This is a genomic window from Pandoraea vervacti (genome assembly GCF_000934605.2).
GTDB classification, from domain to species: domain Bacteria; phylum Pseudomonadota; class Gammaproteobacteria; order Burkholderiales; family Burkholderiaceae; genus Pandoraea; species Pandoraea vervacti.
In genome coordinates, this window is the sequence record NZ_CP010897.2 from 261,061 (window position 1) to 275,766 (window position 14,706).

Genomic DNA, 14,706 nt, shown 5'->3' on the forward strand with positions numbered 1-14,706 from the left:
GACTTGAAGGCGGACAAGACATGACTCATTCACGCATGCGTGTTGCGTTGATCGCGTTGATGTTCGGCGGTGCGCCGTGTACGGCGCTCGCGTTCGACGCATCGCCCCAACCCGACGTCAGGTGGATGTTCGCGAGCCACAAGCCTCTGCTGCAGTCCGTCGGCAGCATCGCCAGCGCGGGGCCCGTGCCCGACGCGGAACCGGTCGGCGGACTGCCTCGGCAAGTGCTGGACGACGCGCCGCGCCAAGTGGCGCCGGTGGCTGCCCCCGCGCTTGCCGAGGCCACACCAGCGCCTGTGCCGCAAGCCGGGTTCGAGCTTGCCATGCGACCGTCGGATGGCCGTGTCTCGCAGGCCGTGCGGCGTTACGCCGAGCGCCACGGCTGGCAACTGGCGTGGGAAATCGACCGGGATTTCCCCATCGAGTATCCGGCCACGTTTCGTGGCGATTTCCTTGGCGTCGTCGAGCAGATCGTGCGCTCGCTCCAGAACACCGATGCGCCGATACGCGTGAAGGTCTATGAGGCCAACCGCGTGCTGCGCGTCGTTCACGCCACACAATAATCCGCGTCGTGCCGTGCGCACGGCGAACTACCTCGGAAGCGGTCATCCATGAGAATGCGACTCGGCGTGTTGTGCGCCATCACGTTACTGACAGCGTGCGGCACGCCGGGCATGCTGTCGCAAACCGACGAGAACATTACCCGCTCGCGCAACGACGCGCGCGCGGCACTCGACACACACACGGCGCCGCCGATCAGCGCCATCGAGCGTGTGGATGGCGCATGGCTTTCCCGAAAGTCCGTTGCCGTCAACGCCACGGTCGCGTTACCTGAGTTCTTCAAGCGCGAAGTGCGTTTCTCCACGGGGGCGGCGTTGCCCATCTCCGTGTTGCTCGCGCAAGTCGCGCGAGGCAATGGCCTGACGATCCGCGTCGCCTCCGATGTCGCCTGCGAGGCGAATGCCGGCGGGGCGGGAAATGGCGTGCGCGACCGGGGCGGCAGTGTCCTGAAGCGCTTTCAGATCAACTGCACCGAGAGCGGCGAACCGGCCGTACCGTTGCAATATCGCGGCTCGCTCTCAGGCCTGCTCGACACCATTGCGCATCGCTCGGGGACCCACTGGACCTATCGCGATGGCGTGGTGCAATTCGCACGATATGTCACGCGCACTTTCCAGATCAAGATGATGCCGGGCAGCTCGTCGTACACGGCGTCGGTTGGCAAGGCGTCGAAAATGAAGGCCGATCGCGGCGCCTCGGGCGGCGGTGGCGGCGGTGGCGGCGCATCGACGGGCGGCGTCGATCTGAGCTTCAACGCGGACGCGAACGTCACCGTCGAGTCGGAACTCGACTACTGGACGGACCTGGTGAAGACCGTCACCGACATGCTGTCGCCCGGCGGTCGCGTGACGCCGTCCGTCGTCACCAGTTCGCTGGTCGTGACCGATACGTCGGACGTGATTTCGCGTGTGGCGCAATTCGTCGATGCCGAAAACGCGGTGCTCGGCCGTCAAGTCAAGCTGCGGGTTCAGGTGTACTCCGTGAGCCTCGAAGAGAATTCGGCGGCGGGTATCGACTGGACACTGGTCTATCAGTCGGCGAGCGGTCTCGTGGCGTCTCTCGGTGGGCCGGCCACCAGCGGCATGCTGATGGCGCGCCAGGGCGGTTTCAACGTCAGCAAGATTCCGAACGGCAGGTTGGCGGGTTCCACGGCATTCCTGCGTGCGCTCAGTCAACAGGGGCGTGTGAGTACGGTGATCGATACGACGGTCGTCACGCTGAACAATCAGCCTGCGCCGGTGGCCGTTACCCAGAATCAGGGGTTCGTGGCGCAAACCAAGATGTCGCCGGGCAGCTATGGCGGACAGGCGGTGGTGACCGCCGAGCAGTCGGTGCTCACGACGGGGTTCGTCATGAATCTGTTGCCAACGCTCATGGATAACCGCAGCGTGATGTTGCAGGTGCAGATCGACATGTCCGATCTGAAGAAGCTGGAGAAGATCAATTTGCGCACCGGCAAGGCATCCGACAGCGGTGGCGGCGCAGGCGGCGCGCAGATCAAGGCAAACATCGGTGACGGCGGCGCGGGCACGAGCGTGACGCTCGGCGACAGAGGTGACCGGGGCGATGGACGTAGTCGGGGCGACGATGGACTCGGCGTCGGCACGTTCATGCAGCTTCCGCTTACGGCGTCGGTGCAGACGATGCAGCGCGCGTCGCTCAAGTCGGGCGACACGCTCGTGCTCAGCGGATTCCGTCGCAAGGACGACACCACGGATCGGGACGGCATCTATCACTATGAGGGCGGCACGAAAGAAGCGCGCCAACGGGTCAACGAGGTCGTGATTCTGATCTCGCCGGAACTGACCGAGGGCGTGTGAGATGGCGCGCGCCCTGTCCAATCGCCTCGTCGTCGGCGCACAGTGGGAAACGCTGATCGGTCTTGAAAAGGAGATGACCGAGATCCGCAGCCTCGCGCGCAGCCGCGATGCCTCCCACTTTGCCGTGGCCGACGACGGGGCTGGCACGCGCACCGTCGGCCTGATCTCCATGGCGGACGGCCCGCAAGCCGAAGCTGCCGTGCAGGCCTACGCGCTGGCCGCCGTGCTCGGCACGCTGGTCGACGGACCGAACGTCGCCTTCCTCCACCCCGATCCGGACGATCCCGCCAAGGCGGTTTTCGTGACACTGCGCGACCGGCGTCCCGAGCTCGATCTGGAGGTGCCGGCGTCGGAACTCAGGCAACGTCTCGATCAATGGTCTGCCGAAGTCGAAGGTCCGGTGAGCGTGGCCGGCGTCACGCGCATGGACCTTCCGCATGCGGACGTCGTGCTCACGCTCGACGACATTGCCGCCGCTGCACTCCGCGACGGCCCGGCGCAGGCCCGGTTCAAGCCCGTGCGCAAGGCATTGCCCGCCCGGCGGATCGGGGTCGCTGCCGTGACGATGGCGGCGCTCGTCGTCATTGGCGGGGCGGCTTACTGGGGTTGGACGTGGTACGAGGCGATGCAGCGCGAAAAGCTCGCCGCTGCCAATCGCGTCGATCCGGTCGACGCGTACAAGGCGGCGTTAAGTCGGGCGCTGGCGGCCGAGCCGTTCACGACGGGCGCGTCGTATGCGCGACATTTGCAGTACGCGATCCAGCACCTGCCGGCAAATGCGGGCGGATGGCGGCCTGCCAGCATCGACTGCAAGGGGCGGGAATGCGCCATCGAGTGGCGCCGACAGGAGGGCGGGACGTTCGATTTGCTGCTCTCGCATCGGCCGAATGCCCGGATCGTCGATTTGGATCACGCGAAAGAGATCGTCGCGTTGCCTCCCGAGTCAGCCGACTCGACGCAAACGGGCGCAGCGAAGGGCGAGTCGTCACCGAATCACGAAACCGTCATCGAAGCGACGGCCCACACGAAAGCGAAGACGCAGGCCACGGAGGACTTCGCCGAGGACGACGGCGATGCACGCGTGACCCCGATACCGCGCAATCAGTTCCTTCGCACTGCCGGGGCGCGATTGCAAGCGCTCGGCGATTACGGCATGGACATTGCGCTGACGATGCCGGTGCCGCTGGTGCCGGCGCCGCCCGGCGTCGCCGCACGTCGCGACGTGCCGCCACCGATCTCCAAAGGGCAATGGAAGATGGCCGGGCATCTGGCGTTCTTCGATTCGGTTGCGGGATTGATGATGCGCGCGGGCAACATGTCGCTCGGCGAACTGAAGATCGTGATCGACGATGGCAAACCCGTCTTCTCCGCACAAGGAACCTACTATGTCCATTAAGTTTTTTCGGGGCGCCGTGCTGACCCTTTCGGTGATGTTGCCCGCGAGCGCCCACGCCGAGGAGACGATAGACGCCTTCGCACGTGCCCATCTCAAAGCCTCTCAGGAAGCGCAGGACGCCCGCCAGGCGCAAGCCGAAGCCGCCGGTTCAGGCAATGTCAAGGCGCCTGCCTCCGCGACATCGGCGCGTCCCGATGTGGCGCCGGAGTTGCTCTTCATCTACGGTGTCGAGAACGCCGTGGTGGCCTATCTGCGCGTGGACGGCCGCTTTGGCCGCAACGTCGTCAAGGGCGACAAGGTCGGCGAGTGGCAGATCGTCAACATCGGCGACGACTACGTCGATATGCGGCACGGCGCGCGCCAGAAGCGCCTGCTGTTACCCAATGCTTTCGGGGAGGCGTCGTCGTCGAGCGTGCAAACGAGTCACCGTGACCCGGAGCACTCGCATGGCAACGATTTCTGAGCGGATTCGCGCCGCGATGGCGCGTTTTGGACCGCGTGCCAGAACGCGCGCTGTCGTTCATCCCATCACCGATCTGCGCGAGTCCGACATTCAGACGCTTGGCTGGCGCCAGGACCTGGGCATCACGCTCCCGGGCGCGGAGCACGGCTCACTGGTGCTCGTGGCGATGAAGCCGCGTCTCTATCTCATGCTGCTCGAACACACCACCTTCGTGCGCACGCAAGGGTCGGACTTGCTCGAGCGCTTCGACCGCGCTGTGCGCGCCAAGCATCGCCTCGATCTCGAGGGCATCTACGTCGGCACCACCGAAGAGATTCTGCTGATGCAGTCCCGGCTGCAACAACCGGGCGACGACAGCGCCCAGACCGGCGAGCAACGCACGGGAGCGTATCGAAATTTCGATCTCATCATCGAGCGCGCGGTCGACGCCGGTGCGTCGGACATTCACTTCGAATTTCGCGACGGACGGCAGGTGAACGTGCGCATGCGCATTCACGGCAAGTTGCGCACCGCCGCCGAAAGCGACCGTCTGGCACGCGACTATCACGCCATGCTCGATGCGGTGTCCGCCGCGTACAACTCCCGCGCCGATCCGAGCAGCCGCAGCCACAATCACTTTGACGAGGCCCAGCACCAAAGCTGTTCGATTCCGCTGACGATCCGCCAGCGCAAGTATCAGTTGCGGTTTCAGAGCGTGAAGGAGAATCGGGGTGTGGACGTGGTGTTGCGCCTGCTGGTCAACGAAGCGACCGATGGCGACGTGCTCACGTTGTCGCAACTGGGCTATTCCGACGATCAGGTCGACATTCTCGAAGATGCGGTGCATCGCAGCCCCGGCCTCACGATCATCGCCGGCGAAACCGGCTCGGGAAAGTCCACGACGTTGCGCACGCTCATGACGTACGAGCGCGACGCCGGCAAGAAATTTTTCTCCATCGAGGACCCGGTCGAATACATTCAGCCGCACATGACGCAGATCCCGATTCAGCGTCGCGCGGAGGACAGTCCCGGCGAATCCCCTTTTGGCGCTGCCGCTAAAGTCCTGCTGCGAGGCGATCCCGACAAACTCATGCCCGGCGAGATCCGCGACGTGGAGACCGGGTCGTTCGCCAAGTCGATGACGGAGACTGGCCATCAGGTGTTGTCGACGGTGCACGCTTCGAGCGCGTTCGGGATCGTCACGCGGCTGGTCAGCGACGAGATCGGTATGCCGCTCGCCGCCGTCACGTCACCGAACTTCCTGACGGCCATCGTCTACCAGAAACTGATTCCCGTGCTGTGCACCCACTGCAAGCGGCCTGCCTCCGAGGCGCTCGACGACGCCACGCTCTCGGTGATCGGCGCACTCGGCATCGATACGTCGAAGGTTTGCGTCGAAGGGCCGGGCTGCGAGCGGTGCAACGGGCGCGGCACCCGCGGGCAGACCGTCGTTGCCGAAGTCTGCGAATTGTCCGACGCGTTGCTCGACCTGCTGCGCGAAGGGCACTTCTGGGAAGCCGAGCGCCACTGGCGTGCATGCCACGATGGCGATCTCACCAGCGCGAACATGACCGGCAAGTCTGCCATGGAGCACGCCATGTACAAGATGTCGCAGGGGCTCGTTGATCCCCGCGACGTGGAAGCCGCGTTCTGCAAGCTCAAGAAATTCTCTTTTCGTCAGTCCGCGTCGTTGAGTGCGCCGTCAGCGAGGCGGCTTGCCAGCGTGTGACGTGATGTGACGTGACGCTCACGCGCGTCTACCGTCGCTGCCTTCCTTGCCTTTCTTGCCTTCCCAGCCTTCCCTGCCATGATCGAAGCCGCCAAGCGTCTGCTCGCCAACCTCACCCCCGCCCGCGACCCCTATCCCGGTTTGACGAAGGCCAAGCGCCGCTTTCGCAAGACGCGCGCCAAGTTCTACAGCGATTTCGCGGATGCCATCGAAGACGGCGCGAATCCGTTCGAACTGTTTTCCCGACGCCATGCGCGGGCGAAAGAGCGGCGCAATCCGATGGCGCCGCTGTATGCGGTCTGGCGTGATCGGGCCAGCTCGAAGAATCTGCAAAAATCGTGGGCCGGCACGATTCCCGACGAAGACCTCGTGGTGATTGCGGCGGGTGAAAAAGGCGACCTGCCCGGCACGTTGCGCTTTCTCGCACGCGTGGTGATCCTGCAACAGCAAACCCGCGCGGCCATCGCCGGGGCGGTGGCGCTGCCGATCTTCATGTCGGTGCTGCTCGCGGCCATTCAACTGGGGGTGGCCTACGGCATGATGCCGATCATGACGGAGATTATGCCGCCTGAGAAGTTTCCGCTCGTCGGCGCAGGGCTTTACGCGATGTCGGGCTTCGTTGCGGCATGGTGGCCGCTTCTCTATGGCGTGCCCGTCGCGCTCGTGGTGGGCATGTCGTTGTCGTTTAGCCGCTGGACGGGGCCCCTGCGTCGGCGCTTCGACGATTTTGGCCCGTACGCGGTGTATCGCGACGTTCGTGCCGGCGAATTCCTTGTGGCGCTCGCGGCGCTCACGAGCGCCAAGACCTCGGTGTTCGACGCTGTCTCGCTGTTGCTCGCGCGGGCATCGCCGTGGCTGCGCTGGCATTTGCTGCGCATGCGCGCGTCGCTCAGAAGCGAGCGCAGCATGATCAAGGCGATGGACACCGGCCTCTTCAATGAGGAAGTGTTCGACCGTCTCGTGGAGTATGCCGGTCGCACCAATTTCGACGCCGGCATTCGCAAGATCGGGCTCATGACCATCGAGGAAGTTGCCGAGCGCATCAAGGCGCGCTCGGCGACGCTGCGCTCGGTGCTGCTCGCCCTGGTGGGCCTGACGATCATCTTCACCGTCGGCGGCATGCTGCAAATCGGCCATGCGGCGGGCGAGTACGCGCAGTCAATGTTCTGATGGCCGCTTTCATCGATTGCCTATGGGGTGCCTCGGAAGCCTTGGAGGCTTTTCGCAACCTGCCGCGTGAAGGGGTGGTCGCCGTCATGGCGACGCTGGGACTGTTCGTCGGGAGTTTCCTGAACGTCGTCGTGCATCGCCTGCCGCACATGCTGGAGACGCGATGGGCGCGGGAAATCGCGGCATGGTCGGGGCAGACGCCGCCCGTGACGCCAACGTTCAATCTCGCGTGGCCGCCCTCGCGCTGCCCATGTTGCGAGACACCGATTGCGGTGCGTCATAACCTGCCGGTCCTCAGCTACCTGGCGTTGCGCGGGCGATGCGCCGCCTGCGGCGCTCGCATCGCTGCCCGTTATGCGCTGGTGGAACTGTCGGTCGGCGCGCTGTTCGCAGTCCTCGCGTGGACATTCGTGCCGATGAGCCAATACGGTGCAATGCTCGCGTGGTGCGGTTTCGGCGCGACGGCGCTTGCGCTTGCCCTCATCGACATGGACACGCGTCTGCTGCCGGATGCGCTGACGTTGCCGCTGCTGTGGGCCGGTCTGCTGTGCGCGGTGGCGGGGCTGACATTACCCCTTGACGAGGCCGTGCTCGGGGCGGCGTTGGGGTATGGCGTGATGCGCCTGATCGAGTCTGTCTACCGGGCGCTCACGCATCAGGACGGCCTGGGCGGCGGCGATGCGAAGCTCGTTGCCGCCTGCGGCGCATGGCTCGGGTGGATCGGCATTCCGCCAATGCTGGCGTTCGGCGCCACCGCGGCAACGCTCGCCTTCGCGGCATTCGGGCTCGTGCGCGGGCGCGTGTTGCGCGAGCCGCTGCCGTTCGGTCCGTGGCTGGTGCTGGGCGCGTTGGCGAGTGCGCTGTGGGGCGAGCGTTTTCTAAACCTGTGGCTGCACACGCACGCCTGAGTGGATCGTTTCGGCCAGCGCGGCGACAGCCTGTGTGGCAGGCGCATGCGGCGTCTCGCTGGCAGCCGGCGCAGTCACACGGCTTGCGGCTGCGCTCGCCAGCATCAGATCCGCGGCCTTCTCGCCGATCATCATCGACGGCGCGTTCGTGTTGCCGCCGATGAGCGTCGGCATGATCGAGGCGTCCACCACCCGCAGTCCTTCGACGCCGCGCACGCGCAGTTCGGTGTCCACGACCGAATGCGCGTCAGCGCCCATCCGACACGTGCCGACCGGATGATAGATCGTGTCCGCCCGCGCGCGAATCAGCGCGGTGAGGGCTTCGTCGGATTCCACGCCCCGGCTATGCAACTCTTCGCCGCCGAACCTGGCGAGCGACGGCGCGGCGAGAATGCGCCGGATGACGCGCGCGCCGCGCAGCAACGTGTCGACGTCTTCCTGCGCGCTCAGGAATGCGGGGTCGATCAGCGGGGCGTCGCGCATGTCGGCGGAGGCGAGCGTGACGCGTCCGCGGCTCTTCGGGCGAAGCACGCAGGCGTGCAGCGACATGCCGCGCCGCAGGTGTGGCCGCCGGTTATGGTTGTCGCAGATGCCCACGAGAAAGTGCATCTGCAAGTCGGGTCGCGTAAGTGACGGATCGCTCTTGAGAAATCCGCCCGCCTCGGCGACATTGCTCGCGAACAGGCCACGCCGGTCGCGCAGATACTGCAATCCCTGTGTGAACAGATGCCACAGGCCGGCGGGCGTGTAGCCGACGAGCTCGGGATGCGCGACGTACTTGTTGATGATGAAGTCGATGTGGTCCTGCAAGTTCTCGCCGACCCCGGGCGCGTCGACACGCACCTCCACCCCATGCGCGCGAAGTTGCTCGGCAGGACCGATGCCCGAGCACATCAGCAATTGCGGCGAGTTGAATGCCCCGGCGCTCAGCACGACTTCCGCACGTGCACGAAGGGTCTGCACCGCGCCGTGGCGTTGCAGCTTGATGCCGACGGCGCGCTTGCCGTCGAAGACGATGCGCTGCACGAGCGCGTCGGTGATCACGTGCAGATTCGCGCGCGCCTTGCCGTGCAGATAGGCGCGCGCGGCGTTCCATCGTTGGCCGCCTTTCTGCGTGACCTGGTAGATGCCCGCGCCTTCGTAATGCTCGCCGTTGAAGTCTTCGCTCACGGGGAATCCGGCTTCTCGCGCGGCGTCGACATAGTGTCGGGAGAATGGATTGACGGTCTGCAGATCGGCGACGTTGAGCGGGCCGCCGACGCCATGCCACGCATTGGCGCCGCGCTCGTTGTTCTCGTTGCGACGGAAGTAAGGCAGCACGTCGTCCCACGCCCACCCGGTACAACCGGCGGCCGCCCAGTCGTTGTAGTCGTCGGGATGACCGCGCGTGTAGATCATCGCGTTGATCGAACTGGAGCCGCCGAGGCCGCGTCCTCGCGGCTGGTAGCCCTGGCGTCCTCCCAGCCCGGCCTGCGGCGTCGTGCGATAACCGTAGTTGCGGCGCGACGCAAACGGCACCAGCGCGGCGAGACCGAGCGGCAGGCGCACAAGGAAGCTGTTATCGGGCGGGCCCGCCTCCACGAGCGCGATCGTGCGCTCGGGCAGACCGTCCGCCAGTCGTGCGGCCAGGGCGCAGCCGGCCGAACCGCCGCCGACAATGACGTAGTCGTAGTCCATGCGGTCATCCTCCCTTGGATGGCATTGCTTCAACGGCAGTGTTGAATGCGTTCGCTGCTTTTGCTTCTCGTATATTTTTGCGATGCCGTGGCGTGCGTCGTTGCGCTGCACGTTGCTGCTGTCCCGCGAGGTAAGTGACGGTTGTGTTCTGTGCGGACGCTACCCGTTGTCACTTTGCGGTGGCACCCATTGTAGGCAGACAACGGGGCCGCCCGGGGGCGAAGTGAAGCATTCCTCTAATTTGAGGGAACTCGGGAGCATGAGCGCTATGATGAAATGATCGACTTGCGGTGACCGTCCCATGGTTGGCATACCGAGCACGGATAGACGACGTGAGGGACAGCACCGAGGCCGGCATGGGAGACAGAGGAGACACCGATGACCGAGCTCTGGCAGACGCACGACGTCACCAATCAGGTGCCGCCGCTCACGGATTACAACCTGTACGCCACCGACGCGGCGCTGCAAGGCGCTGTGGCCGCGTTCGACGCCGACTGGCATGCGAGGGAACTGCATCGTCAGGGCGCGCGTCTGGGCGAGGCTGAGGTGCAGCAATGGGCGCACGACGCCAATCGCCACGCCCCGGAACTGCAATCCTTCGATTCGCAAGGCAATCGGATCGACCGAGTCGAGTTCCATCCGGCGTGGCATTCGCTCATGGGACTGTTGCGCGGGGCGCAGTTGCAGTCGCTGCCATGGGCGCAGCCGCGTGGCGGGGCGATGGCGGCGCGCACGGCGTCGTATTTCCTGCACGCGCAGAACGAAGCCGGCTCGCTATGCCCGACCACGATGACCTTCGCGAGCATTCCCGTGCTCGCCCGCGAACCTGCGCTTTTCGCGAGCCTCAAGGACAAGTTGCTTGCGCCGCAGCACGATCCGCGCGATGTGCCGCTTGCGCAGAAGCACGCCATCCTCATCGGCATGGGCATGACGGAAAAGCAGGGCGGCTCGGACGTGCGCACCAACACGACGCTCGCCGCTGATCGCGGCGACGGCACGTTCTCGCTCGTCGGGCACAAGTGGTTCTTCTCCGCACCGCAGTGCGACGCCCATCTCGTTCTCGCGCGTGAGCACGACAGCGACGCGCTGTCGTGCTTCTTCGTGCCGCGTTACACGCCCGATGGCGGCAAGAACGCCGTACAAATCCAGCGTCTCAAAGACAAGTTGGGGAACCGGTCGAATGCGAGCAGCGAGGTCGAATTTCAGGATGCTTACGGCGTGCGTGTCGGTGCGCCGGGACGCGGCATCCCCACCATCATCGAAATGGCGACGTACACGCGGCTCGACTGTGTGATCGGCAGTGCGGCGATGATGCGCACGGGCGTGGTGCAGGCAACGCATCACGCGCGCCACCGCGTGGCATTCGGCGCGAAGCTCGTCGATCAGGATCTGATGACCACGGTGCTCGCGGATCTCGCGCTGGAATCCGAAGCCGCGACCTGGCTGGCGATGCGCCTCGCACAGGCGTTCGATGCGGGGGCCGTCGACGACGATTCCCCGCTGCAACGTGCGTGGCGCCGCGTCGTGTTGCCGGCGGCGAAGTTCTGGGTGTGCAAGCGCGCGCTGGAACTGGCCGGTGAATGCATGGAAGTGTGGGGCGGCAACGGGTATGTGGAGACGGGCCCGCTCGCGCGGCTGTATCGCGAGGCGCCCGTCAATTCAATCTGGGAAGGCTCGGGCAATGTGATGTGTCTGGACGTATTGCGGGCCATGAGCCGCGAGCCGGACGTGGCGCAAAGCTGGTTCCACTGGCTCGCCGAGCGCACAGGGTCGCACCCCGCGCTGCGTGCCGCGCTCGCACAGTTGCATGGCTGGCTCGCGGCGGACCCGGCAACGCATGCAGTGCGCGCGCGGGCCATTGCGCAACAGATCGTGTTGCTCGCACAGGCTGCGCTGCTGCTGGAGCATGCGCCGACCGATTTGGCGCATGGTTTCATCGAGAGCCGGTTTTCTAACCTCGGCGGGCGCGTGTACGGCGTGATGCCCGATACGCTCGCCGCCGGTGTGCAGCGCGCATGGCTCGACCGGGCGTTTCCCGGATGACGCGGGTGCTGCGCATGCGTATCTCGCAATGCTCAATGTTCAATTCACAATTCACGATTCACATCGCGTCACATCATCACAAGACTTCGACAGCGGCAGGGAGGATACGCATGGGACACAAGGATGAGCCGGGCGGGCCGACGGGTGAACGGCATCCGGCGTCGACACTGGACGTCTCCACCGACGACGACCTGGCGCGTGCGATGCTGCTGCCGCGCTTCGAAGCGATGCGGCATGCGCACAACGCCGCGCCGCACGTCGACTGGCCGACGCGAAAGCGCCACCTGAAGGCGTTGCAAGCGATGCTGCACAAGTATCGCGAGCCATTGGCGAAGGCCATCGACGCCGACTTCAGCGGACGCTCGATACAGGAAACGGACATGCTCGAACTGTTCCCGTCGCTGGGAAATCTGAAGCATGCGCTATCTCATACGCGTGGCTGGATGCGTGGCTCGCAAGGCTGGGCGAATCTATGGCTGTTGCCTGCGCGTCAGGCTGTGGTGCCGCAGCCCTTGGGTGTCGTCGGCGTCATCGTGCCCTGGAATTACCCGCTGTTTCTTGCGGTCGGTCCATTGACGGATGCGTTGGCTGCGGGCAATCGCGTCATGATCAAAGTGTCCGAGGTCACACCGCGTTTCGCGGAAGTCTTTGCCTCGGCCGTTGCTGAAACGTTTGCGCCGGAGTGGGTGACGGTGGTCACTGGCGACGCACAGGTCGCACGCGCTTTCTCGACGCTGCCGTTCGACCATCTGCTGTTCACGGGCGCGACGTCCATCGGGCATCACGTGATGCGTGCGGCGAGCGAGCATCTCACGCCGGTGACGCTGGAGCTGGGCGGCAAGTCGCCCGCCATCATCGGCCCGGGCGCGCGCTGGGAGCATGCGGTGGAGCGCATCATGCTCGGCAAGCTGCTCAACGCCGGGCAGACATGCGTCGCCCCCGATTACGTGCTCGTGCCTCGTGAGAAGCTCGACAGTTTCGTCGCGACTGCGCGCCGGGTGGCGGCGCGAATGTACCCCGATGCCGTGAACAATCCGCAGTACACGAGCATCGTGTCGGCGCGGCACTTCGAGCGTCTGACTGGACTGGCGAGCGAGGCGGCTGCGCAGGGGGCAACGTCGCATGCGCTTTTCGACGCTGCGCCGCAGGCCTCGCGCAGGCGCTTGCCGCCGGTCGTGCTCACGGGCGTGCACGATGGCATGCGTGTGATGCGCGAGGAGATCTTCGGGCCGCTGTTGCCGGTGGTGCCCTACGACGATCTGGAGGCCGCCATTGCCTACGTGAACGAGCGGCCGCGACCGCTCGCGTTGTACGTGTTCGATACCGATAGCACGCGCATCGACAGGGTGGTGAACGGCACGATTTCGGGGGGCGTGACCATCAACGACACGCTGTTGCACGTTGCCGAACATTCGCTGCCCTTTGGCGGCGTGGGGCCGTCAGGGATGGGGGGATATCACGGCGAAGCGGGCTTTCGCACGTTCTCCAAGGAGAAGCCCATCTTCCGTCAGGCGCGCTGGAACGGCGCCGGATTGCTCAACCCGCCCTACGGCAAGGTGTTCGCCGCGATGATCCGGCAATTGATCCGGTGAATGCCCTGCCGCGTGAACGCCGGTGAGCGTGCGGCGACCGTCGGCCATCTCCCCAAAACAAAAGGTTCATCGTGGATTGCCGGGGAAAGCTGCGCGGATTTTGAGGAAGAAATATTCCTCGTCACGGTAGCCGTATGCCCGGCGCTTGATGACCTTGATGGTGTTGTTGATGCCTTCAACGACGCTGGTGTTAAGTGGGTGTCGGCAGCGGGCCAGGATGCCGTGCCAATAGCCTTGCAGGCGCTGCGCAAATAGTTTCAGCGCAGCGATACCGCTGTCGTTGGCTTGAGTAATCCACTGCTCCCATGCCTTTTGCGCCCAAGCTGGCTTTCGGTAGAACCACAGTCGCTTGAGTTCGTCTCGTAGCAAATAGACGCACAACAGAGGCTGGTTGGCTTGCAGCAGCTCACTCAGGTGCACGGACTGTTCCGGCCGTAGATTCTTTTGATTGCGTAAGAGCAGCCAGCGGCTTGATTTGAGGACTTTGCGTGCTGGCCGGTCATCTCGGAGTCGGTTGGCCTGATCGACTCGGACCCGGTCGATCACTTCGCGTCCGTATTTGGCAACGACATGGAACAAGTCGTAGACGATTTCGGCTTGCGGGCAGTTCGCCTTGATTTCCAACTCGTAGGCCGTTGTCATATCGATGGCAACAGCCTCGATATGCTCTGCAACGCCCTCGGGAAGCTGGTCAAAGAAGGCTCGGGCAGTTTCACGCGAACGGCCATTCCCAATCCATAGCACCTGCCGACTGAGCGGCTCGACCACCACCGTGGCGTAACGGTGGCCCTTGTGCAGAGCGAATTCGTCCATCGCCAAATATCGAACCTGTGTCCAATCCGGCTCGGCGATGCTTGCTCGCAAACTCGCTTTGTCGATCGCTTTAACGGTATGCCAATCCAAACCGTAGAACGCTGCAACGGCCTGGACATTGGTCGACTTGAGCAGAATTTCACAGGCCTTGGCAAAGCGCGCTGTGACCCGTTGGTAGCGCCCGAGCCAGTCCAATTTCTCCAGCCTCGGGCCACCACAGTGCTCGCACCAAAGCCGACGACGCGGCACATGCAGCACCACTCGATATTCAAACAAGGGAAGATCCCGAACCCGGCGCACCGTCGTCTCGTGGATCTGCGAGCAACGCTTGCCGCATTGCTCGCACAGCATCACTCGGCTTAATGGCTTCAGATACAACGACAGTGTCCGACTGTCCTGCGAAGGCCACTCCACTCGCTCAACTCGGTATCCCGTCCAGCAACCGAGGGCTTCCAGCGCTTTTCGATCTAGCAATTGCTCCTCCGAACACCGTCTCTATTGGCGTCAGATTATCAATTGCCTTGAAAACCTCCACGGTTTTCCACGATGAACCAA

General features: G+C 64.5%; 11 protein-coding genes. 9 read left to right on the forward strand and 2 right to left on the reverse strand.

All coding sequences use genetic code 11. The features are described from left to right. Window positions 1-20 precede the first annotated feature (20 nt). The 7 genes from UC34_RS01125 to UC34_RS01155 all read left to right on the forward strand — a co-directional run bounded on the left by UC34_RS01125 (window position 21) and on the right by UC34_RS01155 (window position 8,026). Entirely contained in the window at window positions 21-563 is a 543-nt protein-coding gene (locus tag UC34_RS01125) for a toxin co-regulated pilus biosynthesis Q family protein (RefSeq protein WP_084070284.1), read from the forward strand. A 48-nt stretch (window positions 564-611) separates the two neighbouring features. Next, the gene (locus UC34_RS01130; RefSeq protein ID WP_084070286.1) at window positions 612-2,381 is read left to right on the forward strand and encodes a secretin N-terminal domain-containing protein; all 1,770 of its coding nucleotides are present in this window, start codon (window positions 612-614) and stop codon (window positions 2,379-2,381) included. Window position 2,382: 1 nt separating this feature from the next. After that, window positions 2,383-3,777: a type 4b pilus protein PilO2 gene (locus tag UC34_RS01135; RefSeq protein WP_044453333.1), complete on the forward strand. Its 1,395-nt coding sequence runs from the start codon at window positions 2,383-2,385 to the stop codon at window positions 3,775-3,777. After that, window positions 3,767-4,240 carry a hypothetical protein gene (locus tag UC34_RS25600; RefSeq protein ID WP_044453334.1) on the forward strand — a complete coding sequence of 158 codons (474 nt, stop codon included), beginning with the start codon at window positions 3,767-3,769 and terminating at the stop codon, window positions 4,238-4,240. The genes UC34_RS01135 and UC34_RS25600 overlap by 11 nt, the downstream gene beginning before the upstream one ends. Further along, window positions 4,224-5,948, forward strand: coding sequence for a GspE/PulE family protein (locus UC34_RS01145; RefSeq protein WP_167370628.1), 1,725 nt, complete (start codon window positions 4,224-4,226; stop codon window positions 5,946-5,948). The genes UC34_RS25600 and UC34_RS01145 overlap by 17 nt, the downstream gene beginning before the upstream one ends. Window positions 5,949-6,026: 78 nt before the next feature. After that, window positions 6,027-7,118, forward strand: coding sequence for a type II secretion system F family protein (locus UC34_RS01150; RefSeq protein WP_044453336.1), 1,092 nt, complete (start codon window positions 6,027-6,029; stop codon window positions 7,116-7,118). Then, complete coding sequence (locus UC34_RS01155; protein ID WP_044453338.1) at window positions 7,118-8,026, forward strand: prepilin peptidase; 909 nt, start codon at window positions 7,118-7,120, stop codon at window positions 8,024-8,026. Before UC34_RS01150 ends, UC34_RS01155 begins: the two co-directional genes overlap by 1 nt. Here UC34_RS01155 and UC34_RS01160 read toward each other — a convergent pair. Continuing rightward, window positions 7,997-9,703 carry a GMC family oxidoreductase gene (locus UC34_RS01160; protein ID WP_044453339.1) on the reverse strand — a complete coding sequence of 569 codons (1,707 nt, stop codon included), beginning with the start codon at window positions 9,701-9,703 and terminating at the stop codon, window positions 7,997-7,999. The genes UC34_RS01155 and UC34_RS01160 overlap by 30 nt on opposite strands. 378 nt (window positions 9,704-10,081) lie before the next feature. On the opposite strand from UC34_RS01160, the gene UC34_RS01165 reads away from it, so the two are divergent. Both UC34_RS01165 and UC34_RS01170 read left to right on the forward strand, forming a co-directional pair. Continuing rightward, entirely contained in the window at window positions 10,082-11,746 is a 1,665-nt protein-coding gene (locus UC34_RS01165; protein WP_044453340.1) for an isovaleryl-CoA dehydrogenase, read from the forward strand. 203 nt (window positions 11,747-11,949) lie between these two features. Further along, complete coding sequence (locus UC34_RS01170; protein ID WP_052811241.1) at window positions 11,950-13,338, forward strand: coniferyl aldehyde dehydrogenase; 1,389 nt, start codon at window positions 11,950-11,952, stop codon at window positions 13,336-13,338. Window positions 13,339-13,404: 66 nt separating this feature from the next. On the opposite strand, the gene UC34_RS01175 is transcribed toward UC34_RS01170, so the two are convergent. Continuing rightward, window positions 13,405-14,625, reverse strand: a complete 1,221-nt coding sequence (locus UC34_RS01175) for an ISL3 family transposase (protein WP_044453341.1) — start codon at window positions 14,623-14,625, stop codon at window positions 13,405-13,407. Between the last annotated feature and the right edge of the window lie 81 nt (window positions 14,626-14,706).

What these genes read in the sequence shown, in the direction of transcription:
- UC34_RS01125 (WP_084070284.1), top strand. Translation starts at nt 21, where the DNA reads ATGACTCATTCACGCATGCGTGTTGCGTTGATCGCGTTGATGTTCGGC.
- UC34_RS01130 (WP_084070286.1), top strand. Translation starts at nt 612, where the DNA reads ATGAGAATGCGACTCGGCGTGTTGTGCGCCATCACGTTACTGACAGCG.
- UC34_RS01135 (WP_044453333.1), top strand. Translation starts at nt 2,383, where the DNA reads ATGGCGCGCGCCCTGTCCAATCGCCTCGTCGTCGGCGCACAGTGGGAA.
- UC34_RS25600 (WP_044453334.1), top strand. Translation starts at nt 3,767, where the DNA reads ATGTCCATTAAGTTTTTTCGGGGCGCCGTGCTGACCCTTTCGGTGATG.
- UC34_RS01145 (WP_167370628.1), top strand. Translation starts at nt 4,224, where the DNA reads ATGGCAACGATTTCTGAGCGGATTCGCGCCGCGATGGCGCGTTTTGGA.
- UC34_RS01150 (WP_044453336.1), top strand. Translation starts at nt 6,027, where the DNA reads ATGATCGAAGCCGCCAAGCGTCTGCTCGCCAACCTCACCCCCGCCCGC.
- UC34_RS01155 (WP_044453338.1), top strand. Translation starts at nt 7,118, where the DNA reads ATGGCCGCTTTCATCGATTGCCTATGGGGTGCCTCGGAAGCCTTGGAG.
- UC34_RS01160 (WP_044453339.1), bottom strand. Translation starts at nt 9,703, where the DNA reads ATGGACTACGACTACGTCATTGTCGGCGGCGGTTCGGCCGGCTGCGCC.
- UC34_RS01165 (WP_044453340.1), top strand. Translation starts at nt 10,082, where the DNA reads ATGACCGAGCTCTGGCAGACGCACGACGTCACCAATCAGGTGCCGCCG.
- UC34_RS01170 (WP_052811241.1), top strand. Translation starts at nt 11,950, where the DNA reads ATGCTGCTGCCGCGCTTCGAAGCGATGCGGCATGCGCACAACGCCGCG.